19 protein-coding genes are annotated in these 22,178 nt (G+C 41.2%); 3 read left to right on the top strand and 16 right to left on the bottom strand.

The features are described from left to right. Position 1: 1 nt before the first annotated feature. The 6 genes from BVH04_RS20260 to BVH04_RS20235 all read right to left on the bottom strand — a co-directional run bounded on the left by BVH04_RS20260 (position 2) and on the right by BVH04_RS20235 (position 10,505). Positions 2-2,038 carry a M3 family metallopeptidase gene (locus BVH04_RS20260; RefSeq protein WP_086543290.1) on the bottom strand — a complete coding sequence of 679 codons (2,037 nt, stop codon included), beginning with the start codon at positions 2,036-2,038 and terminating at the stop codon, positions 2-4. A 22-nt stretch (positions 2,039-2,060) separates the two neighbouring features. After that, on the bottom strand, positions 2,061-3,437 hold the full coding sequence (locus BVH04_RS20255) for a tetratricopeptide repeat-containing protein (RefSeq protein WP_086543289.1): 1,377 nt from the start codon (positions 3,435-3,437) through the stop codon (positions 2,061-2,063). A 116-nt stretch (positions 3,438-3,553) separates the two neighbouring features. Next, positions 3,554-5,986: a zinc-dependent metalloprotease gene (locus tag BVH04_RS20250; protein ID WP_086543288.1), complete on the bottom strand. Its 2,433-nt coding sequence runs from the start codon at positions 5,984-5,986 to the stop codon at positions 3,554-3,556. Between the two features lie 66 nt (positions 5,987-6,052). Next, a complete protein-coding gene (locus BVH04_RS20245; protein ID WP_086543287.1) occupies positions 6,053-8,152 on the bottom strand; it encodes a helix-hairpin-helix domain-containing protein in 2,100 nt (699 codons plus the stop codon). Then, a complete protein-coding gene (locus tag BVH04_RS20240; protein WP_086543286.1) occupies positions 8,149-8,970 on the bottom strand; it encodes a PorV/PorQ family protein in 822 nt (273 codons plus the stop codon). The genes BVH04_RS20245 and BVH04_RS20240 overlap by 4 nt, the downstream gene beginning before the upstream one ends. A 74-nt stretch (positions 8,971-9,044) precedes the next feature. After that, positions 9,045-10,505 (bottom strand): hypothetical protein, encoded by a 1,461-nt coding sequence (locus tag BVH04_RS20235; protein WP_240510996.1) that lies wholly within the window; start codon positions 10,503-10,505, stop codon positions 9,045-9,047. Positions 10,506-10,568: 63 nt separating this feature from the next. On the opposite strand from BVH04_RS20235, the gene yidD reads away from it, so the two are divergent. After that, a complete protein-coding gene (gene yidD / locus BVH04_RS20230) occupies positions 10,569-10,793 on the top strand; it encodes a membrane protein insertion efficiency factor YidD (RefSeq protein ID WP_086543285.1) in 225 nt (74 codons plus the stop codon). Here the strand turns inward: yidD and BVH04_RS20225 are convergent. The 5 genes from BVH04_RS20225 to BVH04_RS20205 are packed head-to-tail and all read right to left on the bottom strand — an operon-like array spanning position 10,790 to position 16,030. Then, positions 10,790-11,893 carry a prolipoprotein diacylglyceryl transferase gene (locus tag BVH04_RS20225; RefSeq protein WP_086543284.1) on the bottom strand — a complete coding sequence of 368 codons (1,104 nt, stop codon included), beginning with the start codon at positions 11,891-11,893 and terminating at the stop codon, positions 10,790-10,792. The two genes, yidD and BVH04_RS20225, sit on opposite strands and share 4 nt — an antisense overlap. A gap of 10 nt (positions 11,894-11,903) precedes the next feature. Next, complete coding sequence (nadE, locus tag BVH04_RS20220; protein ID WP_086543283.1) at positions 11,904-13,742, bottom strand: NAD(+) synthase; 1,839 nt, start codon at positions 13,740-13,742, stop codon at positions 11,904-11,906. A 32-nt stretch (positions 13,743-13,774) separates the two neighbouring features. Further along, the gene (gene rnc, locus BVH04_RS20215; RefSeq protein ID WP_086543282.1) at positions 13,775-14,515 is read right to left on the bottom strand and encodes a ribonuclease III; all 741 of its coding nucleotides are present in this window, start codon (positions 14,513-14,515) and stop codon (positions 13,775-13,777) included. A gap of 8 nt (positions 14,516-14,523) precedes the next feature. After that, positions 14,524-15,774: a beta-ketoacyl-ACP synthase II gene (fabF, locus tag BVH04_RS20210; RefSeq protein ID WP_086543281.1), complete on the bottom strand. Its 1,251-nt coding sequence runs from the start codon at positions 15,772-15,774 to the stop codon at positions 14,524-14,526. A 19-nt stretch (positions 15,775-15,793) separates the two neighbouring features. After that, the gene (locus tag BVH04_RS20205) at positions 15,794-16,030 is read right to left on the bottom strand and encodes an acyl carrier protein (RefSeq protein ID WP_057940051.1); all 237 of its coding nucleotides are present in this window, start codon (positions 16,028-16,030) and stop codon (positions 15,794-15,796) included. Positions 16,031-16,182: 152 nt separating this feature from the next. On the opposite strand from BVH04_RS20205, the gene BVH04_RS20200 reads away from it, so the two are divergent. Beyond that, positions 16,183-16,611 (top strand): IPExxxVDY family protein, encoded by a 429-nt coding sequence (locus BVH04_RS20200; protein WP_086543280.1) that lies wholly within the window; start codon positions 16,183-16,185, stop codon positions 16,609-16,611. A gap of 7 nt (positions 16,612-16,618) precedes the next feature. Beyond that, on the top strand, positions 16,619-18,043 hold the full coding sequence (gene pyk / locus BVH04_RS20195; RefSeq protein ID WP_086543279.1) for a pyruvate kinase: 1,425 nt from the start codon (positions 16,619-16,621) through the stop codon (positions 18,041-18,043). A gap of 345 nt (positions 18,044-18,388) precedes the next feature. Here the strand turns inward: pyk and BVH04_RS20190 are convergent, their stop codons facing one another. The 5 genes from BVH04_RS20190 to BVH04_RS20170 are packed head-to-tail and all read right to left on the bottom strand — an operon-like array spanning position 18,389 to position 22,136. After that, positions 18,389-19,969 carry an NFACT RNA binding domain-containing protein gene (locus BVH04_RS20190; protein WP_086543278.1) on the bottom strand — a complete coding sequence of 527 codons (1,581 nt, stop codon included), beginning with the start codon at positions 19,967-19,969 and terminating at the stop codon, positions 18,389-18,391. Next, positions 19,969-20,733 (bottom strand): MBL fold metallo-hydrolase, encoded by a 765-nt coding sequence (locus BVH04_RS20185; RefSeq protein WP_086543277.1) that lies wholly within the window; start codon positions 20,731-20,733, stop codon positions 19,969-19,971. Before BVH04_RS20185 ends, BVH04_RS20190 begins: the two co-directional genes overlap by 1 nt. Beyond that, positions 20,730-21,008 carry a hypothetical protein gene (locus BVH04_RS20180; protein ID WP_086543276.1) on the bottom strand — a complete coding sequence of 93 codons (279 nt, stop codon included), beginning with the start codon at positions 21,006-21,008 and terminating at the stop codon, positions 20,730-20,732. The genes BVH04_RS20185 and BVH04_RS20180 overlap by 4 nt, the downstream gene beginning before the upstream one ends. A gap of 1 nt (position 21,009) precedes the next feature. Next, entirely contained in the window at positions 21,010-21,387 is a 378-nt protein-coding gene (locus BVH04_RS20175) for a response regulator (RefSeq protein WP_086543275.1), read from the bottom strand. Next, the gene (locus tag BVH04_RS20170; protein ID WP_086543274.1) at positions 21,384-22,136 is read right to left on the bottom strand and encodes a response regulator; all 753 of its coding nucleotides are present in this window, start codon (positions 22,134-22,136) and stop codon (positions 21,384-21,386) included. The genes BVH04_RS20175 and BVH04_RS20170 overlap by 4 nt, the downstream gene beginning before the upstream one ends. Positions 22,137-22,178: the final 42 nt, after the last annotated feature.

Genomic DNA, 22,178 nt, shown 5'->3' with positions numbered 1-22,178 from the left:
ATTATTCTGAAATCAATCCAGCTCTCTTCAATAAGGCATCTTGCTTAGGCTCTCTTCCTCTGAATCTCTTATATAGAATCTCCGGATGCTCACTTCCGCCAGCTGAGAGGATGTTTTTGACGAAGGAATCTGCGGTAGCTTTATCGAAAACGCCTTTCTCTTGGAATAATTCGAATGCATCAGCATCCAATACTTCTGCCCATTTGTAGCTATAATACCCCGAGGAATAACCTCCTTGGAAGATATGCGAAAACGAAGTACTCATCAATGTTCCCGGTACTTTGGGAAGTAAATCGGTAGGCCTCATCACTTCTTCTTCAAATTGGAAAATGCTGGTGATCTCGCTTGGATCCTTGCTATGATAGGCCATATCCAAAAGCCCCAAACTAATTTGCCTTACCGTCTGATAGCCTTGCTGGAAATTTGAAGCCTTTTTGATCTTTTCGATTAGATCCTCAGGGATCTTTTCACCTGTTTCGTAGTGCTTCGCAAAAAGATCCAGGCACTCTTTTTCATAGCACCAATTTTCCAAAATCTGTGAAGGCAACTCTACAAAGTCCCAAAATACGCTTGTTCCGGAAATGGATTCATAGGTTCCTTTTGCCATCATTCCATGGAGTGCATGCCCGAATTCATGGAAAAGGGTTGTGACTTCATTGAATGTGAGTAGACTGGGTTTCGATTTGGTCGGCTTGGTGAAATTGCAAACGATAGAAACATGTGGTCGAATATCCTCGTCTTCCTTGACACTTTGGCCTTTATAGCTAGTCATCCACGCGCCATTTCTTTTGCCTGCGCGTGGGAAAAAATCTGCGTAGAATACGGAGAGATACTTTCCGTCTTTGTCCTTAACCTCGTAGGCGGTTACATCTTTATGGTAAAGGGGAATGTCAGCTACAGGAGAAAAAGTAATTCCGAAGAGTTTTTCAGCTGTTTGAAATACACCGTCAATCACCTTTTCCAGTTGGAAATATGGGCGCAATAACTCGTCGTCTAATGCGTATTTTTCCTTTTTTAGAAGTTCGGAATAGTAGGCGAAATCCCATTTTTTCAAACCTTCAAGCCCATCAATTTCCTTTGCAAAAGCTTCTAGCTCTTTCATCTCAGCAATTCCCTTTGGCTTTGCTTTTTCGAGCAAAGCATCCAAAAACGAGATGACTTGGTCTGGACTTTTGGCCATACGCTCTTCCAATACGAAATCTGCGTGGCTTTTATAGCTGAGCAGTACTGCGCGGTCATGACGAAGTTTGAGGATTTTTTTGATGATTTCCTGATTGTCCAACTCATCCCCTTTAGCACATTTTGTCCCGCTAGCCATAAATAGCGTTTCGCGTAATTCCCTATTCTTGGCATAGGTCAACGCTGGTATATAGCTTGGATAGTCTAGCGTAAAGGCCCATTTGCCTTCCTCTCCTTTTTCTTCAGCGATTTGCGCTGCCGCTTCTTTGATTCCCTCTGGCAGTCCTTCCAGATCAGATTCTTGTGCTACGAAATGCACAAACTTGTTAGTCTCTGCAAGTACATTCTCGCCAAATTTCAAGGAAACTTGAGCCAATTCCTGATCTATTTTTCTTAGCTGATCTGCTTTGTCACCTTTGAGTTTGGCGCCGTTTCTTACGAAAGATTTGTAAGTTTTATCCAGCAAAGTAGTTTGCTCTGGAGTCAAGCCCAGTTGATCTTTTTGCTCAAAAACCTGTGATACTCTATGGAAAAGAGCTTGGTCGAGAAGAATATCATTGCCGTGCTCAGTCAAGAGCGGTGATATTTCTCTGGCTAGAGATTGAATTTCTTCATTGGTCTCAGCTGAGTTTAAATTGAAAAATATTCCAGCTACAATACCAAGTCGTTTGCCTGAGCAATCCAGAGCTTCAATGGTATTTTTAAATGATGGAAGAGGTTCGGTTTTTATCTTGGAGATGTCTTCTTTAGCTTCAGCAATAGCCGCTTTTACGGCAGGAATAAAATGGTTTGGAGTGATTTGATCAAAAGGAGCTGTTTCAAAAGGAGTGGCGAAATCCGCCAATAGTGGGTTATTCATAAATCTAAAATCGTTTGGCTAATTAAACAGGAGCTTTCCAGGAAGGTTCCATCAAATGACCTACTTTGGCTAATTCGGTGGCTAATTTACCCATTTGTGCTGTAAAGCTTTCCCACATCCACAGAGGATAGGGAATTTTTTTCGCCAACTCCAAATATTTATGGTATTCATCAAACTGTCCCAGACCAAAATTGGCCTCTGCTCGGTTGACTGATATCCAGAATTTTTGAGCGTTATAATATTCCTGCAATTCTTGCCCATCTTTTGTGCCGTCATTGACCCTCACTTCGTCATTTTTTTCCTTTTCCAATACAACAGGCCAATCTCGTTCACATAAAAATAGAACCCGGTTCCATGTTCTTTTTGCCATTACCAAATCAGCACTTCTTTCTACGTCGCTTGTGGCAAGTCCCGACTTTGCACGATAGACATAAGTTATGGCAAGATTGATAGCATTGTAGCGATTATTCAGGGTATAGTAGCTACGCAAAAAATACAGGAGCGCTTCATCTAAGTGCTGATCTCCCTCACCGGATTCATACAATTTTTTCTCAATAGCCCCAGCCATAGATACGGTTTCAGGATCATTGGTATGCGCCAAATTGATGGATTGAAGTAGTTTCATAGATTCATGGAGCGAGCTTACCAGATCCGGTTTGGCCGTTTTGTAAGTGGCGAAAGCAAGTCTATGTGTTAAATAAGTGTCTGGCTGAGAGGAATTCATGTTTGCCAGTACGGCAGCTGTTTGAAAGAGAAGTTTTGCTTTTTCAAATTCCTTCTGCTCGATCAAGTCTTCTGCATCTTGAATGATTTTCGAAAGTGCTGCTCCAGGTACCTGAAGTGGAATGTCTGTCTCAGCAATTTTCTCAACCGCATCATCTAAAGCTTCTTGGATTTTGGGAGGCATCAGCGAATTCAGGTAGGTATATACGGGACTGTCAGATTCCTCTTTATTTATCACTGCTTCGATTTGTTTTGCCAATCCTTCTTTGAATCGTTCTGCTTCTTCAATATCTATTGCATCTCCGAGATGGATGTATTTGTTGATTACGATGTGATTCAGGTCAAAAGGGTAAATCAGTTTGTCTTCAGCGATGACGATAGTTGTATAGGGGCGCAGTGCATGTCTTATTCCAAGCTCGTATATGGCATTACAGTTTGAGGTAGAGAGGTCAGCTATTACCAAGTCGGCCATTAAAAGTTGCTTATACATCTGTACATCGATTGAGCCAGAGTGTAAAATTTCGTCAGCGCGTACACACTCAAGACCCTTAGACTCTACTACAGGTTTGATCAGAAATTTGTAAGATTTATTGAGGTCTAGCTTTCTTCCGCTTACATAGTCTGTTTTGGTGCCAAAGCCCATCACTACAAAACATCTCTTTTTAGTATCTCCCATAAAAATATCAGGTTTAAAAATCCAATATAATCTTTATCCTTCTCGTGGTCAATGTATTAAATCAATAAAAGCGGACATTTCTGCCCGCTTTAAGAAAATTACAATTGTTGTAGGCTTTAGAAGTCAAAATCACAACTCATTGCCGACATTCCTATCGGTGAGCCATCAGGTGATTTGATTTCTTCTTGGACTGTTAGTTCAACAGGTAGATCTAAGAATGCTTCAATTTTGTCTGATAAGTATTCTGAATGCCATGCCATTAAATTCCCTAATCCACCTCTATCATTTAAAGTGGTTTCCTGCAATAGCTTTAATTGCCCTCTTGCGATTGCTCTTACGGTATTGGACCCTTGGGAGCTTTTTGCCAATTCAATTAGATGATCAATCATTTTTGTTTCAGTCATCATTTTGATTTCAGCTTGAAGTCCTTCTGGTGCTTTTGCGGTAAATACCTGTTTGGCGATTGTGCTAAGCAGATCATCAAAGCCAGGCAGAGCTTTGTTTTGTAAGTTTTGGAGATAAATGCGATCGGCTCTTGACTCATCGAATATAAAATCGAAGGTCAAGTCCACTACGCTTTCTGCTGGCGCAATAGGATCAAACATAAGCCCAGTCCGTGATACGAAGGTTTCTCTGTTTTTATCATAGCCAAATGGACGTGGAGGAATCAGGTCCAGCACCTGCTTAGGAACTTCCAATTGAGCAGGGGAAATTGTAAAAAGCAGTGCTTTCAAAGCATCATCTTGCTCTTTGGCACTTACCCACATGTGACGAGGCTGATTGTCACCTTTGATTTTGTAATGATAATCTAAACCTCCTATTAGCTTGGTAGTGGCTTCTATTTGATACCTATGCATTAGATAAAGCGGTGCAAATACTTCTTCTAGCAAAGCTTCAGGCTGTCCGGTTGGGATTGCATTTAGGCCAAAAATTTTCATTCGATTTCCCCTCAGCTTCAGCATTCTCATTAATTCCTCAGAAGCTGAAGCGCCATTGTCCCAAAGATGAGCTCTCGGATGAGCGCCACTGGGACTTCTGGAGTCTGAATCAGTGATAAATTCATGTCCTGCCTCGTAGGTGTCTTCCAATGTTTTCGTCAGGAAAGCAGCTTCATTTTCACCTTCAGGAATGACGGCATAGCCATATTTTATTGCCCATTTGTCCCAATCACCGATTTTGTCATCATAGGCATTGCTCAGGTCGAGTCCTCCATCGGCGGTTTCAGTGATCAGAGGATATGGATAATCCATCACGGAAGAGCGATTATTAGCTGAAGTAGCATAGCTGTGTGCAAGACCGATGGTGTGGCCGATTTCATGTGCCGACAATTGTTTCAGTCGAGCAATAGCAAGTTCGAGCATCTTAGGATTGGCGGCAGCACCATCTTCGAATGGCTGCAAAAGTCCCTGAGCAATCAAATAATCCTGTCGCACCCTAAGAGAACCCAGAGAAACATGGCCTTTCAAAATTTCGCCTGTTCTAGGATCTCGAACACTCGCACCATAAGACCAGCCCCGAGTAGATCGGTGAACCCACTGAATCACATTATATCGCACATCCATCAGATCCATACCTTCTGGGGCTAGTTCCACACGGAAAGCATTGATAAATCCTGCAGCTTCAAAAGCCTGATTCCACCAGTTTCCCCCTTCGATCAATGCCGAAGCAACTGGCTCTGGAGTTCCTCTATCAAGGTAATATACGATCGGCTCGACTGCTTCTGACATTGCTGCACTTGGGTCTTTCTTTTCCAAGCGATGACGAGCGATAAATCTTTTCATGATAGGTTCGGAAATTGGCGTGGTGAAATCCATGTAGGAAATGCTTCCAAAACCCGCTCTTGGATCGAACTCACGTGGCTCATACTTGTCGTCAGGAAGCTGAATGAAGGAATGACGCTGGCGCACCGTCACTGCATCAGGAGTAGGGGTCACCGATCTAAGATTTCCACCTGTTGCCTGACCAGTTAAAGTGATAGTGGCTTCCACCTCAGTGTTTTGAGGGAAATTTTTGGTCATGTGGTAGTACAAACCAGAGCGACTTGCATCTGCTTTGAAGGATCCCTGACGACTTCTGGTCAAGGTTTCCGCTACTCCGTGGACATCCTGAAGATAGAAATTAGTGGCATCCACGATAAGTTTGTCTCCATCTTTTTGGGTGATCTCAAATCCCCAAAGAATAGATTCTGCAAAAGCATCCTTGATGGATTGTACTTCAGCCGGATTATCAGAATAAGCTCTGAAATCGTAGTTTTTGTGAACCAAGAAAAGCTTGTTTCCAGATTTTCTGAATTCAACAATTCTAGTATCTCCCAATTGGCCTCGATCCAGCCCGATGTCATTGGAGCCTACTCCAGCTGTAAGTGAATTCACATAGAGAAATTCCCATTCTAGCTTGTCGATTTCTAGGTATATTTTGCCTTTTTCTTCATCCAGGTAAAAGGGAATGAATCCGTCATTCTTGCTCATTTTGCTCAAGTCTAGGTTTTGAGCATAGCCGAGATTTAAAGAAAGCAGGAAGAAAATAGTTAGTTGTAGTATTGTTTTCATAGGGCTGTGGGGTTTGAGTACAAATTATCAAAAAAGTAGGCTCTGGCTTATACCACTGATGGAAATTTAGCGATGGAGCATGTATCGGACAAGCAAGGTGGTTTCACTTTGACTTGAACCATCAATTTGCTGAAGTCCCGAACTGATGATTTCCCGGTCGGTATAGGAAGTTTTTGAAAACCGAAAGTAGGTGGTGATTTGCGAGTTGATTTGATATTGTGCAAGAAGGTAATAGCGCATGCCCTGTCCTGCAAATGCGGGAATAGAGAAAGTCCACAACACATTGTTTTCGAAAGCATAAAGTCGTGTATCGTAATCATCGGTGTCAAACAGTGCTATTCTACCAGTTATTCTGAATTTACTGAAAGTGTATTGTGCATCCTGAAGAACCATAAATCCCGAAGATTTTTGGTTATCGTAGTTGACTCTACTGAAGAGAATTCTGGATCGAAAAAAGAAAGCTTTACTGACTTGATATTCCAGACTGAGCAATCCGTTTACTTTATTCAAAGGCCTGATTTGATAGGGGAGGCCAGACTCTCCAGAATCAGATAAGTTTCTATCTTTTTGTTCTTCCCGGATTTGAAAGAATGCAGTAAGATTTCGGTTTGGCTGAAAGCTGATTCTGCCTAGCCATTCGTAGCCTTTAGACGGAGCATAAACTCGATATCTAAGCCATGGAAATTTGAAAAAATCATAATAGGCATTGATTTTCCATTTTGGAATTGGCTTGACTTGAATGCCGAGATAGATGCCTTGCTCATTTACGGGTCTCGTACTTTCTGAAAAAGAATTGCCGTAGAAGCTGTGGAAATTGGAATCGTATTTTCTCCATAGCAATGAGAAATCTACCTGCTTGCTCAGGCTGGAAATAAATCCTACCACACTGCCTTTTCCGCCTGATTGAGAAAAAGCAGACTCGCCAAATAGGAAGAAGTTTTTCCAATTGTAGTTTAGATAAAGGCTACCCACACTATTGCTTTGCCCTGCAAAATCAAATTGATTGTAAAGCGTGGGTGCTTTGATCCACGAATGATCAAATCGGGTGAACAGGTAATTGCTTCCAGCCTGAAGTTTACCTGAAGAGGAAGTAAACTGCAAATTACCACCGAGGCTTACCTCACGAAATTGATTTTTGGTAGCAAGTTCACTACTTGTTCGATGCAGGCCACTTTGGTTGAATGAGCTTATCGTCAAATCTTCGGTACTGAGTGTATCTAAGGAGCTACTAGTCCGACCATCCCGCGGTGCATAGGAAGCGATGAGACTGCTTTGCCAATTTCCACTTTGATAAGTAAGCCCAGCTCCGCGAAAGAACCCAAATTCTAACGCTGCCGTATAGGGCAAAATCCCCACGCTACTTCTTCGGACTGTAGGGACAGTTTCAGCCCCCTTGCCTAAAGAGTATCCAGCTCCGAAAACTAGACCCTGGCCAAATTGTGCCTGGAAATCTCCCAGAGCTATGGTTTTCCATTTTCCAACATAATACTTAGTGAAGTGAAATGAGAAAAAGTTGAAGCCATATCTGGCCGTTTTCCCATCCCAAGTGAATGGCTCTCCAGGATCTTTGTCCAGCGTAAAACCAAGGCTAAAGTCCCGCGCATGTTGTACTCGAAACCTGAGATAGAATTCATTTGGATCGCCTAAATATCTGCTGGAAATCTTTCCTGTAGAACTGGTGTCCGCGGGTGTAAATCCTTTTCGGGTTTCCCAAGTGCGCCGATGACGAAGTAGAAAATAAGCTTGTTGCTCATTTTTAACACGTTTCCAGAATGATTGGGTTTGATTTGAAGTTGTTCCTAATGACAAAAATGGAAGGATTTGTTCTATAGTTTTCAGGTCAAATTCTGGAACAGCTTGAAGTTCATATAGAGAAATCAGTGGCCCAAACTTAGTTCTATAAGCGATCAAATTGCTGATTTGTCTCGGATCAAGCAGGTAGCTTGAAGCCAATATTTCTGCATTTGCTCGATTGACATCAATAGGATTCAGGTACAATTGCAGGAGCACTTCGTAGATCGCTTCATAATCCAAATCCTCGTCTTGGACAGGGAAAAGACGCTCCATGAAAGATTCTAAGTCTATTTCCTTTTGGGGAGGTTGCTGTGCATGCACATAAGAATCCAGGCAAAAAGAGAGGCACACTATGAGGATGAGAGTCTTCATTTTTCAGTCAATGAAAAGCCCAAACTCAAATGATTCGTACTTCCCAAAGCCTGATTTTGCCCATAGGCATAATCCAGACTAAACTGGTTTGATTTCAAACCCATACCAAAAAACAACCTGCTAGGATTGCTGTTGATTCCAGTTCGCAGGAATATCCAATCTTTGAGGGCATATTCCAGTCCAGCTTTTACGATAGGTTTGATCTGTATGTCTTTTTCTACTTCGAGGTGAATTTGAAATTGTGATATAGGAGAATAGAAGAGACCAAGGCTTACGCCAGTAGGAAGTCTTGTTTCAGAATCTTTGGATATTTTGGAGCGGTTAAGATTTGAAATGCTTGCACCGATGGAGAAGGTTGGACTGAGTTCTGCCATTCCTCCCAAACTGAAAATAAGGCTGTTTCCGCTTCCAAAGCCTTCAATCTGTGTCTGAAACCATTCCAATTTTCCTCCAATACTTACTATTCCCAGCTTATTTGCGAAAGCTAACCCCAGAGATTGTTGATTGAATAATTTCCCTCCGTACCGTGAGACGCCAAAGCCGAGGGTTCCAGCTTTTATTTTCCAAGCTCCGACGAGATCTACTGTACCTAGCTCTTTTATCCCAAAACGGCTGTCATATCCGGCAGAAATAGCGGAAGACTCCAGTTTTGCGAGTCCACCAGGATTATTGAAATAGCTCCAGGTGTCCGTTCCATGCACGCGTAGATTCCCCATGCCCTGACTCCTGGCGCCATGTACTTGAGTGAGTGGGTCTGTTTGTGCTTTAGCAGAAAAATGCATGCAAAGCAGGAAGCAGAAAAAAGTCAATTGCTTCATAATGGATCGAAAAAAAGTCTTAACTAATTTAGTTAAAAACTTGATATTCAATCCAGAAGGCTATTTATTTTTTTTTAGAAAGGCGCTGAAAAGTTAAAGAAAATGTTGCCTTCCCTGCTATTATTCAAAGAATATTCAAAACGGAATACCATATCGTAGAAACCGACCAGATCTATCCCGGTGCCATATCCCATTAGGTATTTGTTTGCGAGACGCGAATTTTCAGGGATGTTGTTACGATCTTTCACATAACCATGATCGAAGTTTGCACTTAAATACAGACGTATTGGAATGGTATTGAATTGCTCCAATTTGATCATGTTGGACATGTCAATTTTCCAATCCAAGAACTTCCATCTCAAACTGTTTTTGTGAACGTAAAGCTGCTGACCTTCCACTACGTTTAGCTCATATCCTCTGATGAAATTGGGACTGTATCCAATTCCTTTTACCAATGTATAAGGCTGACTTGGACTTAAAAACCAATTCGCTGTAAGACCAGTATTAAAGTGGAATTTATCAGAGATCTTTAAATACTTGTTGGCAGTGAGATTCACTTCTACTTCGTCTAATTCGTCAGTGAATATAATACCATATTTTGTGATAGAAAGCTGAAGTAATTCTCCATCAGTGGCATAGGCGATATTATCTCTTTTGTCATGTCTGAATGTATAGGTAGCAAAAGCATACCGCAGCTTATTGCCGCCGTGCTGGAAATATTCAGGATTTTCGATCAATACATCATCAGCAACCCACGTAGAACTATAGCCTAAAGTCAAGAAGTGATAGTTATAGTAACTTCTTCGAAAAGTGTACCTCAGCGCTGCCGCAAAGTTTTTTCGAATAATTTCTTCATTTTCCTTCGAATAGAAGACCTGCTTGTTGTATGCTGACCTGATGGGGATTGTCTTATTTTCATTGAGAGTTAGCTGAGCCGCTAATCCGTGTTTCTGTTTTTTGTCTATGTAAGGCTTACTGTATTGAAGGTCTAGTGCTCTGGTGAAACCTAGTTGTCCAGCAAACTTAAGCTTATCATTTCTGCCTCCTACATTGCTGTGGCTTAATCGTAATCCATAATTTACCCGCGAAAAATCCCGGTTTTGATTAGTCCACCATTCTGAGAAATTCCGGTCAGCAAGCTCGAATATTATCTGTGGCAGGATATACCAACGTTCTTTTACAGTGATGAGGATTTCTACTTCATTACCTCCAGTCATTAGTGGGGTGATTTCTACTGAGGTAAAAAGCCTAAGATTGTAGATTTTCTTCTCATCAGCGATGAGTATTTCTAAGAAGGTGTTCCAATCGTAGTAGAAGTTAGTTGTGAAATCCAACTCTCTGAGAATTACACTCTTTTTTGTTTTCACATTCCCTACTATAAAAATGGTATTAACCCGTACACTATCGGGTGTTGTTTTACTTGCAGGCGCAAAGGAGGTGTCACCTTGAGCATAAGAAATGTTTTCTCCTGACTCCAGAAAAAGAGCTAAAAATAGTAGAGAGAAATAAAGGATATTTGGTTTCTTGATGATCAAGAGGGAATTCTGAAAGTTTATTTTTGGTTACTTACGCAGTCACCACTATTTTAGGTTTTATTCATGGCAAAATCCATACTTCGAAAGATAGCTATATTTCCAGTCTTGGTATATCAATACACTATTTCTCCCTTATTTCCTTCTAGTTGTAGATTTTCACCTACCTGTAGCCAATACATGAAGGAGGCAATAATGAAGCATGGAGTTTTCAAAGGTGGGTGGATGGGGCTAAAGCGAATAGCCAGTTGCCACCCATGGGGAGGCCACGGGCATGATCCGGTTCCTTAGTTTTTGATAGGTTTCAGTCCATTTTTCATCGCAAGAATCACCAATATTACCCCCGCGATTACAAGTGGAACACTCAACAGTTGACCCATATTGAAGGTCATAGCATCTTCAAAATCCACTTGGCTTTCTTTGAAGAACTCCCAAATGAAGCGCATGCCGAATACAGAGATGAGGAATAGGCCAAGGAGAATTCCCTCAGGCAATCGTTCTTTGTATTTGTTCCAAAGGGCGAAAAGCACCAAGAAAATTACAAAATAGGAGATTGACTCGTAGATCTGCGTTGGATGTTTGGTTCTTCCAAAGGTCTTGACAGTCACTAAATAGTGATCTCCCTTATCAGAGATTGTCATATCCAAAGGGCTTTCTTTTGGCTCAGCCAGATAATCTTGGCTGGAGTTGAATTGGGTCAACGCATACTTGATGTCTCGTCTCAGCGTACTTTCTAATTCCTCCAAAGAATAAGAGCCTTTGTTGATTGCTATGTCAATATTTAAAGGAACGATTCCATTCCCTACCAATTCATCCTGGCGATCGTCAGGCTTGTAAGGATCGATTGATTCTATCGGTACTTTCAGTGTAGAGAGTAATTCCTCCGTGTCCCATGCGTAAACTATACCGTAATCCGAGCCAGTGTCCTTCCCGCCAATTTCCGAATTCATCAAATTCCCAAAACGGATCAGAGCTCCTGTCAAAGCTGTCACGATCACAATTCGGTCAACTACCCACAGGTAGTTTTGACCCGGTGTTTTTTTTGCATACAGCCACAAAGCGATTAAAATAGCAATTGCTGCTCCATGACTCGCGAGTCCGCCTTCCCAGACTTTCAAGATCTCAATTGGATTGCTCAGGTATTTGGCTGGTTCGTAGAAAAGTACATGACCAAGTCTAGCGCCTACTATAGTCGCTACAACCATGTAGATGGTTAATTTGTCAACCAATTCTGGGTTTTGGCCTTCTTTCTTGAAGAAGTGAACCATAAACTGTTGTGAAATCACAAAGCCAGCCGCAAAAAGAAGACTATACCACGGTGGTCTTTCCCAACCGTGAATTACGGAAGGGTTAGGATCCCAGATAATATAGTTCATGATTAAGTCAAGCATAATTGATAGTTTAAAGTTGATCTAGTTGCGCAAGTTCCTCAGCAAATCCTCCCGACAAAATCGGGAATCTGTACCAGGTTTTTGGGTCTACATTGAATTCATCCAGGTGGAAGGAGGGGGCAAGTCTTTCTCGCTTCCATTGATTGCGCGACCAAAGTTGGAAGAATTTTTTGATATAGCCTTTCAAAGTGGCAGGTTCCAATCCTAGTTCCTCAGAAAGCATGAGATAAATATCCATTGGTGAACGGCGATCTCGAATAGCAAGTTTTTCTATTTCTACAATTACCGCATAAGGCATCAAGTCTTTTTCATCTGTTTGAGTCCTTTCCAATGGCCTAAGTTCGGCAGTTGGTTGAAGTGAGTTTACTTTTGCCAAACCTGGTCGGTCTAGGTTATTCTCAGCCCAACTAAGCCAATTGAGGATAAAGTATTTGTCTACTGCTGCTATAGGCGAAATACTTCCAGAAGTATCACCGTCCATGGTCGTATAGCCTACATCTCCTTCACTTCGGTTGGAAGTGGAAAGGAGTAAAGCATTATTGATGTTGGCAAGCATCCAGATGATAGGAGACCGGGTTCTCGCTTGGATGTTTTGCAATGTAATGTCGTCCTGTTCCCAAGTCAATTTCCTGCCTATGGCTTTTTCTATCTTGGCTGTATAGGAGTTCACTTCCTCATCTATTTCCCAGTGATAGAATGTCGCCCCAATACTTTCAGCTAGTGATTCGGCAGAGGAAAAAGTATCTTCAGATGAGTTTTTGGTGCCTTGATATGCTGTAGTCAATAGTTGCCCAACCAGCTCTTTCTCTGGATTTCCCGAATTAGGGACATGTTTAACTCCTGCCTTTTTGCAAAATTCTTCCAGTCCCAATTCGTCTATTCCACGCTTCACCATCTCAGCTACCAAGATTGCAATCGAAGAGGAATCGGCGCCGCCCGAAAGTGAGAGTACAAAGCCATTGCTTCGGCTTTTTCTCATATAATCAAATAGTGCCAAAGCGGAAGCTTGGACAAATTCCTCATTTTTTGATGTGAAAGGAGCGATGTCTTGAGGTGTTGGTTCCAGATAAAAACTCTTTACCTGAAAGTCTTCGTAGGAAAGGAGCTTATTTCTAGAAAGCAATTTCCCTGATTTCGCAAGCATTATTTCCCCGTCGAAAATCATTCTGCCAGCTTCATTACCCACCAAGTTCACGTAGCAATAATAGCAGTCAAAAGTGGCAGAACTTTCTTCAAGTAACTCTCTGCGAAGCGCTGTCTTGCCCATGGCAAAATGACTTGCACTTGGATTGAAAATCAAGTCAACTTTGCGATCACAAAGCCTATATCCAGGTCTGAGCTTTCCTCGCCAGGCATCTTCGCAGATTTCAAATCCGTAGTGAATTTCTTTATGGTGAAAAGTCAGATCTCCAAGAGGTACTTGTTGATCCTGAAATTCTATTTCAACAGTTTCATTTGCTTTCCAAGGTGTGAACCATCGAAATTCGTAATGAACTCCATCTATGGCCATGAACTGCTTGGCGACAAAGCCTTTGACTTTAGCATTTTCAATGACTGCTACGCAATTGTACACTTTATCCTGAATTCTAATTGGTAAACCTACAGCCACGGTCATTCCTTTGCAATGAGGAATTAAAAGTTTCAGCTGTGCAAGCGCTTTTTTTGGATACCAATAGCTTAAAAATAGATCTTCCGAACCATATCCTGTGATAGCCAATTCAGGCAAGCACAGGATTTCTACCTCTTGTCTTTTGGCTTCTTCAATAGCCAAAATGATTCTGTTCAGATTGCCTGACCAATCCAGCGGTGTTTGATTGACGGTTGCTCCCGCGATTTTTATTGAAGGCATGGATAGATATAGTTGATCCTAAAATTACTCAGCTAGGTGGCAATTCTTAGTGTTTGGCATGCATTTTTGGAAGCTTCCTGCTCTGCTTTCTTTTTGGTACTCCCCTTTCCTTGCGCTATTTCTTCTCCTGCTACTTGCAGCGCGACTCTGAATTCTTTGAACCGTTGATTGCCGCTTACACTAAGTACTACATATTCTACTTCTTTGCTCTCCTTTTGAGACCATTCGATGATCTTGCTTTTATAATTCGTCGTGGTGGCGATCATACTCTCCACATCGAAGTGTAGAAGGATTCTTTGAGTGATAAATTTCTTGGTGAAATGATAGCCCTTATCTAGATAAATAGCTCCAAGAAATGCTTCCAGCATATCTCCATATAAAGATTTGTTTCCAGTGAAGTTTCGCTCACCGATCTCCATTTCTAATGCTTTTCGCAATCCGATTTTGATCCCGGTATCGTTGAGAGTTTCCCTGTTTACTAGTTTCGACCTCGTTTCAGTGAGAAAGCCTTCATCGCGGAAGGGATATTTTTGGAAAAGGAATTCGGCGATGACTGCTCCCAAAATTGCGTCTCCCAGGAATTCCAATCGTTCGTTGGAAAGGCGAAAGCCTTGAGAAGTCTCCTCGCCCAGTCCCGATGGAGTAAGGGCAAGTTTGTAAAGAGATAAATTAAAAGGCCTGCTCCCCGTCATCAAACTGATGGAGGCAGCAAGCCTTTTGTCTTTTTCACTAAAGAAGAAATTATTAAATCCGAGTCTTTGAAATAATTTCAAAATCTGGATTAATTATATTTTTTGAAAATTACTGAACAATTATGTCCACCAAATCCAAACGTATTGCTCAACGCATAATTTATTTCTTTCTTCTGCGCTTTGTTGAAAGTCAAGTTTAGTCTTGGGTCAAACGCCTCGTCATCCGTGAAGTGATTGATCGTAGGAGGCACTATGCCTTTATTCATGGCAAAGATACATGCGATAGCTTCAATAGCTCCCGCTGCCCCAAGCAAGTGTCCAGTCATAGATTTGGTACTGCTGATGTTCAGATTGTATGCATGCTCTCCAAAAATCTTCTGGATTGCCTTGATTTCACCTACATCACCTAGAGGAGTAGATGTGCCATGCACATTGATGTAGTCAATGTCTTCTGGTTTGAGATTCGCATCTTCCAAAGCAATTTTCATTACACTGCTAGCTCCCAAACCTTCTGGATGAGGAGCAGTGATATGGTGTGCATCAGCAGTCATTCCACCACCTACTAGTTCAGCATAGATTTTAGCACCTCGTTCTTTCGCATGCTCATATTCTTCTAGGATCAATGCTCCGGCACCTTCACCTAAGACGAATCCATCCCGATCTTTGTCAAACGGCCTAGAGGCTGTTTCGGGTGATTCATTTCGTTGGGAAAGAGCTTTCATTGCATTAAACCCTCCAACACCCGCTTCAGTAACCGCTGCTTCAGAACCTCCACTGATGAAAATATCAGCTTTACCCATTCTGATGTAAGTGAATGCATCTATTAGGGCGTTGGTGGCAGAGGCGCAGGCAGAAACAGTTACAAAGTTTGGACCGCGAAAACCATATTTAATAGATAGATATCCGGCGCTAATATCAGCGATCATCTTAGGGATAAAGAATGGATTGTATCGTGGCACACCATCTCCAGAGGAGAAAGCAGTTACTTCATCCTGGAAAGTTCTTAACCCTCCAATTCCTGTTCCCCAGATTACACCAGCTCTTGATTTATCGATTTTTTCAAGATCCAACCCAGAATCTACCACAGCTTCCTCTACAGAAATCATGGCATACTGGGTGAAAGGATCCATTTTTCGAGCTTCTTTTCTATCTATAAACTGCTCAACGTCTAGGTTTTTGACCTCGCAAGCAAATTGAGTTTTGAAAAGTGAAGCATCGAATTTGGTAATCGGCGCAGCACCGCTCACACCATTAGCCAGACCGTTCCAGAATTCCTCTGCGGTATTGCCTATTGGTGTGAGGGCACCTATACCTGTTACAACAACTCTTTTTAAATTCATAGAATGAATTTAGGAATTATTATTTTACGTTAGCTTCCAAGTAGGTGACTGCTTGTCCAACAGTACCGATTTGTTCAGCCTGATCATCTGGAATAGAAATGTTGAATTCTTTTTCGAATTCCATTATCAATTCTACAGTATCAAGAGAATCAGCACCAAGATCGTTGGTAAAGCTCGCCTCCAAAGTAACTTCAGACTCTTCTACGCCAAGTTTGTCAACGATGATGGCTTTTACTTTTTGTGCAATTTCAGACATTTTGTGATCAGTTTAGTTATTAACACTTCGCAAAGAAATATATTTAATGCCTAATTGACAAAGAAAAGATTGAAGTAAATTTTTATGCAATTTGTTGACCATAGAAGTTGAATTATATTTTCTAACTTTGTTTTGATTCATTTTTTCCCTGCATGAAGAAGGCCAAATTACTAATTGAACATACGTATGATTTTGATCTTTTGGGGCTTGTATCGCCCGTTAAGGACTATAAAATGGCTTGGCTTATCAATAGGGAATTAGACCTGAACCTTATCAAATCCGAGGATCTTTTACTGGAATTTATGACCCTTCCAAGCCTGAAAATCGCTCAATATTTCCTTTCTTTACCTCATGGATTTGTTCAACTTTTAAGAAATAAGGCTTTAAACTCAACAAATCAAGTGTCGTATTTGATACCAGAATTGAAATCCATGGACTATTTCCTTTTGGTACAGGACGAGACCTTTCAAATAAGTATTAATACCTTTGCCAACCAGCTGGCAAAAAATCGCTACATCCAAAATGTGATGAAGCTGGATGTAAGCAAACTTAAATCAAAAGAAAACCTATTAACATATTAACACCCTAATGAGCCATTTCAATAAGACCAAGATTCTCGCAACAATAGGCCCTGCTTCAAATAACTACGAAACTATCAAAAGCTTGGCTGCTGCCGGAGCTAATGTATTTCGTTTAAATTTTTCGCACGGCACACACGATATCCACGCCGAAGTAGCGAAAATAATCAGACAGATTAATAAGGATGAAGGACTTAATCTAGGAATTCTCCAAGATCTTCAAGGCCCCAAAATCCGCGTAGGAGAAGTAGAAAACAATGGAGTAGAGATCAAGCCCGGAGAAAAAATAACCATTACAAACGATCCTGTGGTTGGGACTAGTAGCTTGGTGAGTACTGTCTACCAGAATCTTCCCAACGATGTGCAGACAGGCGACCGTATCTTGATTGACGATGGCAACCTGGAAGTTTTGGTGATCGATACCGATGGCAAAAATGTAAACTGTAGTGTAATCCACGGCGGAATACTGAAGTCTAGAAAGGGTATCAACCTTCCAAATACTAAAGTAAGTGCTCCTTCTCTTACTGAGAAGGACATAGAAGATTTAGCTTTCGGCTTAGAGCAGGAAGTAGATTGGATCGCACTTTCATTTGTAAGATCAGCTGAAGATATCATTGACCTGAGAGAAAGAATAGTAGCGAAAGGCAAGGTTTGTAAAATCGTCGCGAAAATCGAAAAGCCTGAAGCATTAGAAAATATCGATGCGATCATCGAGGCTACAGACGCTATTATGGTTGCTCGTGGTGACTTGGGAGTGGAAGTTCCTATGGAAATCGTCCCTCTTTGGCAAAAAAGAATAGTAGAGAAATGTAAGCTTGCCTGCAAGCCGGTGATCATAGCTACCCAGATGATGGAGAGTATGATTGTGAATCCTCGTCCTACTCGTGCAGAGACTAATGACGTTGCGAATGCTGTTCTTGATGGCGCTGATGCAGTAATGCTTTCAGCTGAGACTGCTTCGGGTAAATACCCTGTGAATGCTGTGAAAGCGATGAGCAGTATCATTAGCTACTTGGAAGAAAATGCAGATATCTATCATAACCTCTACAAAATCCCTGAGGATGACGATACGTTCTTGAGCAACAACTTGATCTTGATGGCCTCTAGACTTTCTAGAAATGTGAAAGCAAAAGCAATCGTAGGTATTACTTCTTCTGGTTTCACTGGATTTAGAATTGCTTCTCACAGACCGTCAGCAAATATTTTCGTATTCACCAGAAACAAATCTTTGATCACGCAAATGAGCTTAGTTTGGGGGGTGAGAGCATATTTCTATGAAAATCTGGTATCAACTGACGCTACTTTTGCAGATATTGAAAATACGCTGAAGCAAGATGACCATGTGCATGCTGGTGATATAATTGTAAACACTGGTAGCATGCCACTTAAATCAAAAGGTAAAACTAACATGCTAAAAGTGCATATCGTAGAATAAGATTTCAGTAAATCTGTATGTACGCTTTTCTGCCAGTAAGTGAATTCTCTTTGGTCAATGGGTCGGAAGTCCGATGACCGATGACCGGAGTAAAGCAGAATTCAAGGTGTCTTTGAATTTTTGATCCTATAAATTTTCTACTGGCAAGATTCCGTTTAATCAAATTAGTAAATTTAAAAAAAGAGTCTCGGAATTTTTCGAGACTCTTTTTTTATCGCGTTTTCCCGTTTCTATCACACGAACGGAGGCGAAGATCAAAACTCACCACTTACCTTTTACTACTTTTTATAATTTACAAGCACTGACTACACTAAGATTTGCAACTGACTAATTCCCATTTTTTTTCTAATCACCTTTTCCAAAAATCTCCTCAGGCCCTTTGGGTGTCACCATCAGCACTTTTTCTTTTTCCACCATCACAGATCCTGCCGGAGAACCCTTTACTTTTCTAACATATTTGGCTTCAGTGTGAATCACCGGGGCGATAGTTTCATTTTTATTTTTTGAGTAAAAGGCGGCAAGGGAAGCAGCAGTCTCCAGTACAGACACAGGAATGCTTTTAAGCCCTGAAGTTTTGATAAGTACATGAGAACCCGGAACCATGCGTGCGTGTAGCCAGATGTCGTCTTTCTTGGTGTAGCCGCGAAGCATATCGTCGTTTCCGTGGGCAGACTTACCTACCCAGATCGGGAAACCCTCGAATTCAAAAGTTTTGAAAGGCAATACAACCGCGTCTTTTTGCAGGGCTTTATCCTCACCATGAGATTTCTTGTAATTTTTCAGTGCTCTGAAATCCTCAATAGCATTCAGTTCTTCTATTTTGCCTTCAAGTACCACTGCTTGCTTGATTTTTGCCGCAATAGTCTTGTCCAGTTGCTCCCATTCTAATTTTCTATTCTTGCTCTTTCTGTACAAGGATGCCGCATGATCTTGCGGTTTTTGTTTTGGTTTGAGTTTTACTTGGATGTTTTCTCCGGAATAAAAATCCATTAATTCAGCCTCCAGTCTCCCATCCTGAAATACATGAAGATTTGCCATGATCACATCCGCAAGTTGTGAGGGTGGAGGAGAATTGCGGAGTTCTTCCAATTTCTGCGAAGATTTTTGAATGTATGAATTGGTTCGCTTAAATTGTTCTTGATACTTTTTAAGTAAGGAGTTTTTATCCTTTTCAAAACTTCCACGAACAAGTGCCAAATAAAACAGTTCATTGGTGGCTTGAATAGGGTTTGAGAAACTTTTGACTGGATTATTTTCTGGTAAAAGGCTCAGGTGTATTTCCCCATTCTTTTCTACCAAAGAAAAAAGTGGAGTGTCAAGTATATCCAACAGCTCTTGCATGAGCTCCCATTTAGTTTGCAGTTCAGCCTCTGGATAGCCTCTTGCTTTCAGCCAGTTTCTTGGAATAGCTCCCAGCGTGGGAAGGAACTGTGAAGCATTTCCTTCCAGTTTTTCGAAGCTTTCCAGGCTCAGGTCATAATTTTTATTTAAGGAATTCCAGTCTAAATCGCGGTCTTCACTGATTCCATTTCGGAATAACTTAGTAGGAACATTGCCATCTTTTTCGTACAGGAGCACATTACTTCTATTAGCATGCAGTTTGAAAAGGAGGATTTTTCCTGAACTAAGTCTAAAATAGAAAGCCCGCTCAAAACTGAATACGTTACATTCTAGGATTTTATCCCCGATTAGTTCCTTGAAAAGATCTATGCTGTTTCGCTTGGCGCGCTGGAAATTCTCTGGAAAAGAGAGATAAATCTGTGGTGGCAGAAAATGTGCGCGGATAAATCTCGATTCTTCTGAATCCTCGGTCTCGAGGATTAGCTCATCTTTGTTTTGGGAAAAACAAGCGATGATTTTTTTGCCCAAAAAAGCTTTTCCCAGCTCAGGGCAGAGGTATTTCAGGAAATGATAATTTAGATGCATTAGCCCAAAGTTAGCTGAAGCCCATCATAGGCCAAGGCTATTCCTTCAGGTAATTCTTGGTCCACTGTATTGTGTAAGCCGAGTTTATGGGAAATATGTGTGAAATAAGTGTTCTTCGCACCGATTTTCTTCGCCATTTCTACAGCTTCGTCAAGGGTGAAATGGGAAATATGAGACTCCATTTGCAGCGCATTGAGAACCAACGTTTCAGTTCCTTCAATTAATTTCAGCGAATCTTCCGGAATGTGATTGGCATCTGTGATATAGGTGAAATCTCCTATGCGAAATCCCAAAACAGGAAGCTTGTAATGCATCACAGGAATAGGAGTGATCGTGATTCCTTCTATCGTAAATGGATTGTCGTCGATCTCAATGGTCTCTACTTGCGGAACTCCGGGATATCTTTTTCCACTGAAAATATATGCGAACTCACGTTTGATCTGCTCCAGCACTTGAGGCTTCCCGAAGACAGGCATATCCTTTCGTTGCTTGAAGTTAAATGGGCGAATATCATCCAGACCGGCTGTATGGTCTTTGTGCTCATGGGTGAATATCACCGCATCGAGTTCGGTGATTCCTGCTCGGAGAATCTGACTTCGGAAGTCTGGCCCTGTATCAATTACCAGACTCAATTTGCCGATTTGAATATGGACGGAGGATCTAAACCTCTTGTCTCGGAAGTCCAGTGATTTGCATACAGGACAGCTGCATCCGATCACGGGAACGCCTTGTGAAGTACCGGTGCCTAAAAAAGTTACTTTCAAAATTTTAGCTGGGTTTGTCTCAGATCAGTGAGGAAGTCATGATTTGCTTTATCCTTGAAATCTGCGGGGTCTAGATTCAGCTCGATCAGAATGTCAATTAGTGCATTGATTTTTCCTTCTAAGGGAAAATATTTGTTTACGATTACGATTTTGGCATCATTCAATACACAGTAGCCGGATTTGAAAGTACCCTTTTCGTAGCGCAGCATGTATTCTGATGAAGCGAATAGATTTTCAAGTTTATCCAAAAAGTGCTTAGTATATTTTATTGCCATATCAACTCAGGAATCTCTTCACAGTAGCAAGTAATTTGTCGTAATCAAGTGGTTTCTGGATGAAATCATCAAATCCCAATCTTCTGAATTCATCCATGGTATAGTTATGCATGTTTCCTGAAATAGCAATGATCGGAAGCTTAGATTTGGTGGGTTCATCCAATTCTCGGATCATTTTGGTACAGCTAGCCCCATCCATTACGGGCATGTTGAGATCCATTAGAATAAGATCAAACTCCTCTTTTTCTAGCATCTCTAAAACTTGCTTGCCATTTTTGGCTGCCTTCATTTGGTAATTTTCAAATGAAAGAATGCTTTTTGTCAAGTTGATGATAACTGAACTGTCTTCTCCGACAAGGATTTTTTTAGGGTTATTCATGTGCTAAAAGTAGTCTCTTCTGCGAGATAATTCTCAAATATAATGCGCTCATTTTTTAGTTTTTTTATTGCTTTTTCCAAAGAATCCCAATCCTGTGCCCTTGCTTTCCCATCAGCATCACTTGATAAATTAAAAATAGCGTTGGCACCCAACGTGCCCGAATTCCCTTTAAGTGTATGTAGATTTTCAATCAGAACCTCTATATTTCTTTCCTGAAAAGCGGTGTCTATATGACAGATCAGCTGGTCATATTCCCTCAGGAAGTCAACGTAGATGGATTTGATAGTCTCTATGGGTGTGTATTTCAAGAGTTGATGAATGACCTTTTTATCTAAAACAGCATCCTCATGATTGGTGTCTGCGAGTTGTGAATCATTATGTTTATTAGGATGGATTTTAGCTGAGATCACAGCCAAAAACTCCTTGGCGCGGATAGGTTTTGTGATTAAATCATCAAACCCCATTTCCAAAAAGCATTTTCTAGTGGATTCAGGTGAATAAGCAGTAATTGCGATTATGGGACATGGATGTGCTGCTTGTCGTCTGATTATTTTTGATGCAGTGATACCGTCCATTTCAGGCATTTGGATATCCATTAAGATCAAATCAAATTTCTCTTTGGAAGCTCTCTGAACCGCCTCCACTCCATTTTTGACTGCTTCAAAGCTATAGAACTGGCCGATCAGGCTTTCAAATAACTTTCTGTTCAAGTCATTATTATCCACAATCAACACCTTTTTGCTTTTCATTACTTTACTTTGGATTTTTGCTTTCAGCTAATCACACACATT

The organism is Algoriphagus antarcticus (genome assembly GCF_002150685.1).
GTDB lineage: Bacteria > Bacteroidota > Bacteroidia > Cytophagales > Cyclobacteriaceae > Algoriphagus > Algoriphagus antarcticus.
Note: the sequence above shows the minus strand (reverse complement) of the source record. Positions and strands in the feature narration are given on the sequence as shown.

Coding starts and splice junctions, on each gene's coding strand:
- BVH04_RS20175 (WP_086543275.1), bottom strand. CDS start 21,387: ATGAATAACCCTAAAAAAATCCTTGTCGGAGAAGACAGTTCAGTTATC.
- BVH04_RS20205 (WP_057940051.1), bottom strand. CDS start 16,030: ATGTCTGAAATTGCACAAAAAGTAAAAGCCATCATCGTTGACAAACTT.
- BVH04_RS20170 (WP_086543274.1), bottom strand. CDS start 22,136: ATGAAAAGCAAAAAGGTGTTGATTGTGGATAATAATGACTTGAACAGA.
- BVH04_RS20200 (WP_086543280.1), top strand. CDS start 16,183: ATGAAGAAGGCCAAATTACTAATTGAACATACGTATGATTTTGATCTT.
- BVH04_RS20180 (WP_086543276.1), bottom strand. CDS start 21,008: ATGGCAATAAAATATACTAAGCACTTTTTGGATAAACTTGAAAATCTA.
- nadE (WP_086543283.1), bottom strand. CDS start 13,742: ATGCCTTCAATAAAAATCGCGGGAGCAACCGTCAATCAAACACCGCTG.
- BVH04_RS20240 (WP_086543286.1), bottom strand. CDS start 8,970: ATGAAGCAATTGACTTTTTTCTGCTTCCTGCTTTGCATGCATTTTTCT.
- BVH04_RS20245 (WP_086543287.1), bottom strand. CDS start 8,152: ATGAAGACTCTCATCCTCATAGTGTGCCTCTCTTTTTGCCTGGATTCT.
- BVH04_RS20190 (WP_086543278.1), bottom strand. CDS start 19,969: ATGCATCTAAATTATCATTTCCTGAAATACCTCTGCCCTGAGCTGGGA.
- yidD (WP_086543285.1), top strand. CDS start 10,569: ATGGCAAAATCCATACTTCGAAAGATAGCTATATTTCCAGTCTTGGTA.
- BVH04_RS20225 (WP_086543284.1), bottom strand. CDS start 11,893: ATGCTTGACTTAATCATGAACTATATTATCTGGGATCCTAACCCTTCC.
- fabF (WP_086543281.1), bottom strand. CDS start 15,774: ATGAATTTAAAAAGAGTTGTTGTAACAGGTATAGGTGCCCTCACACCA.
- pyk (WP_086543279.1), top strand. CDS start 16,619: ATGAGCCATTTCAATAAGACCAAGATTCTCGCAACAATAGGCCCTGCT.
- BVH04_RS20260 (WP_086543290.1), bottom strand. CDS start 2,038: ATGAATAACCCACTATTGGCGGATTTCGCCACTCCTTTTGAAACAGCT.
- BVH04_RS20255 (WP_086543289.1), bottom strand. CDS start 3,437: ATGGGAGATACTAAAAAGAGATGTTTTGTAGTGATGGGCTTTGGCACC.
- BVH04_RS20250 (WP_086543288.1), bottom strand. CDS start 5,986: ATGAAAACAATACTACAACTAACTATTTTCTTCCTGCTTTCTTTAAAT.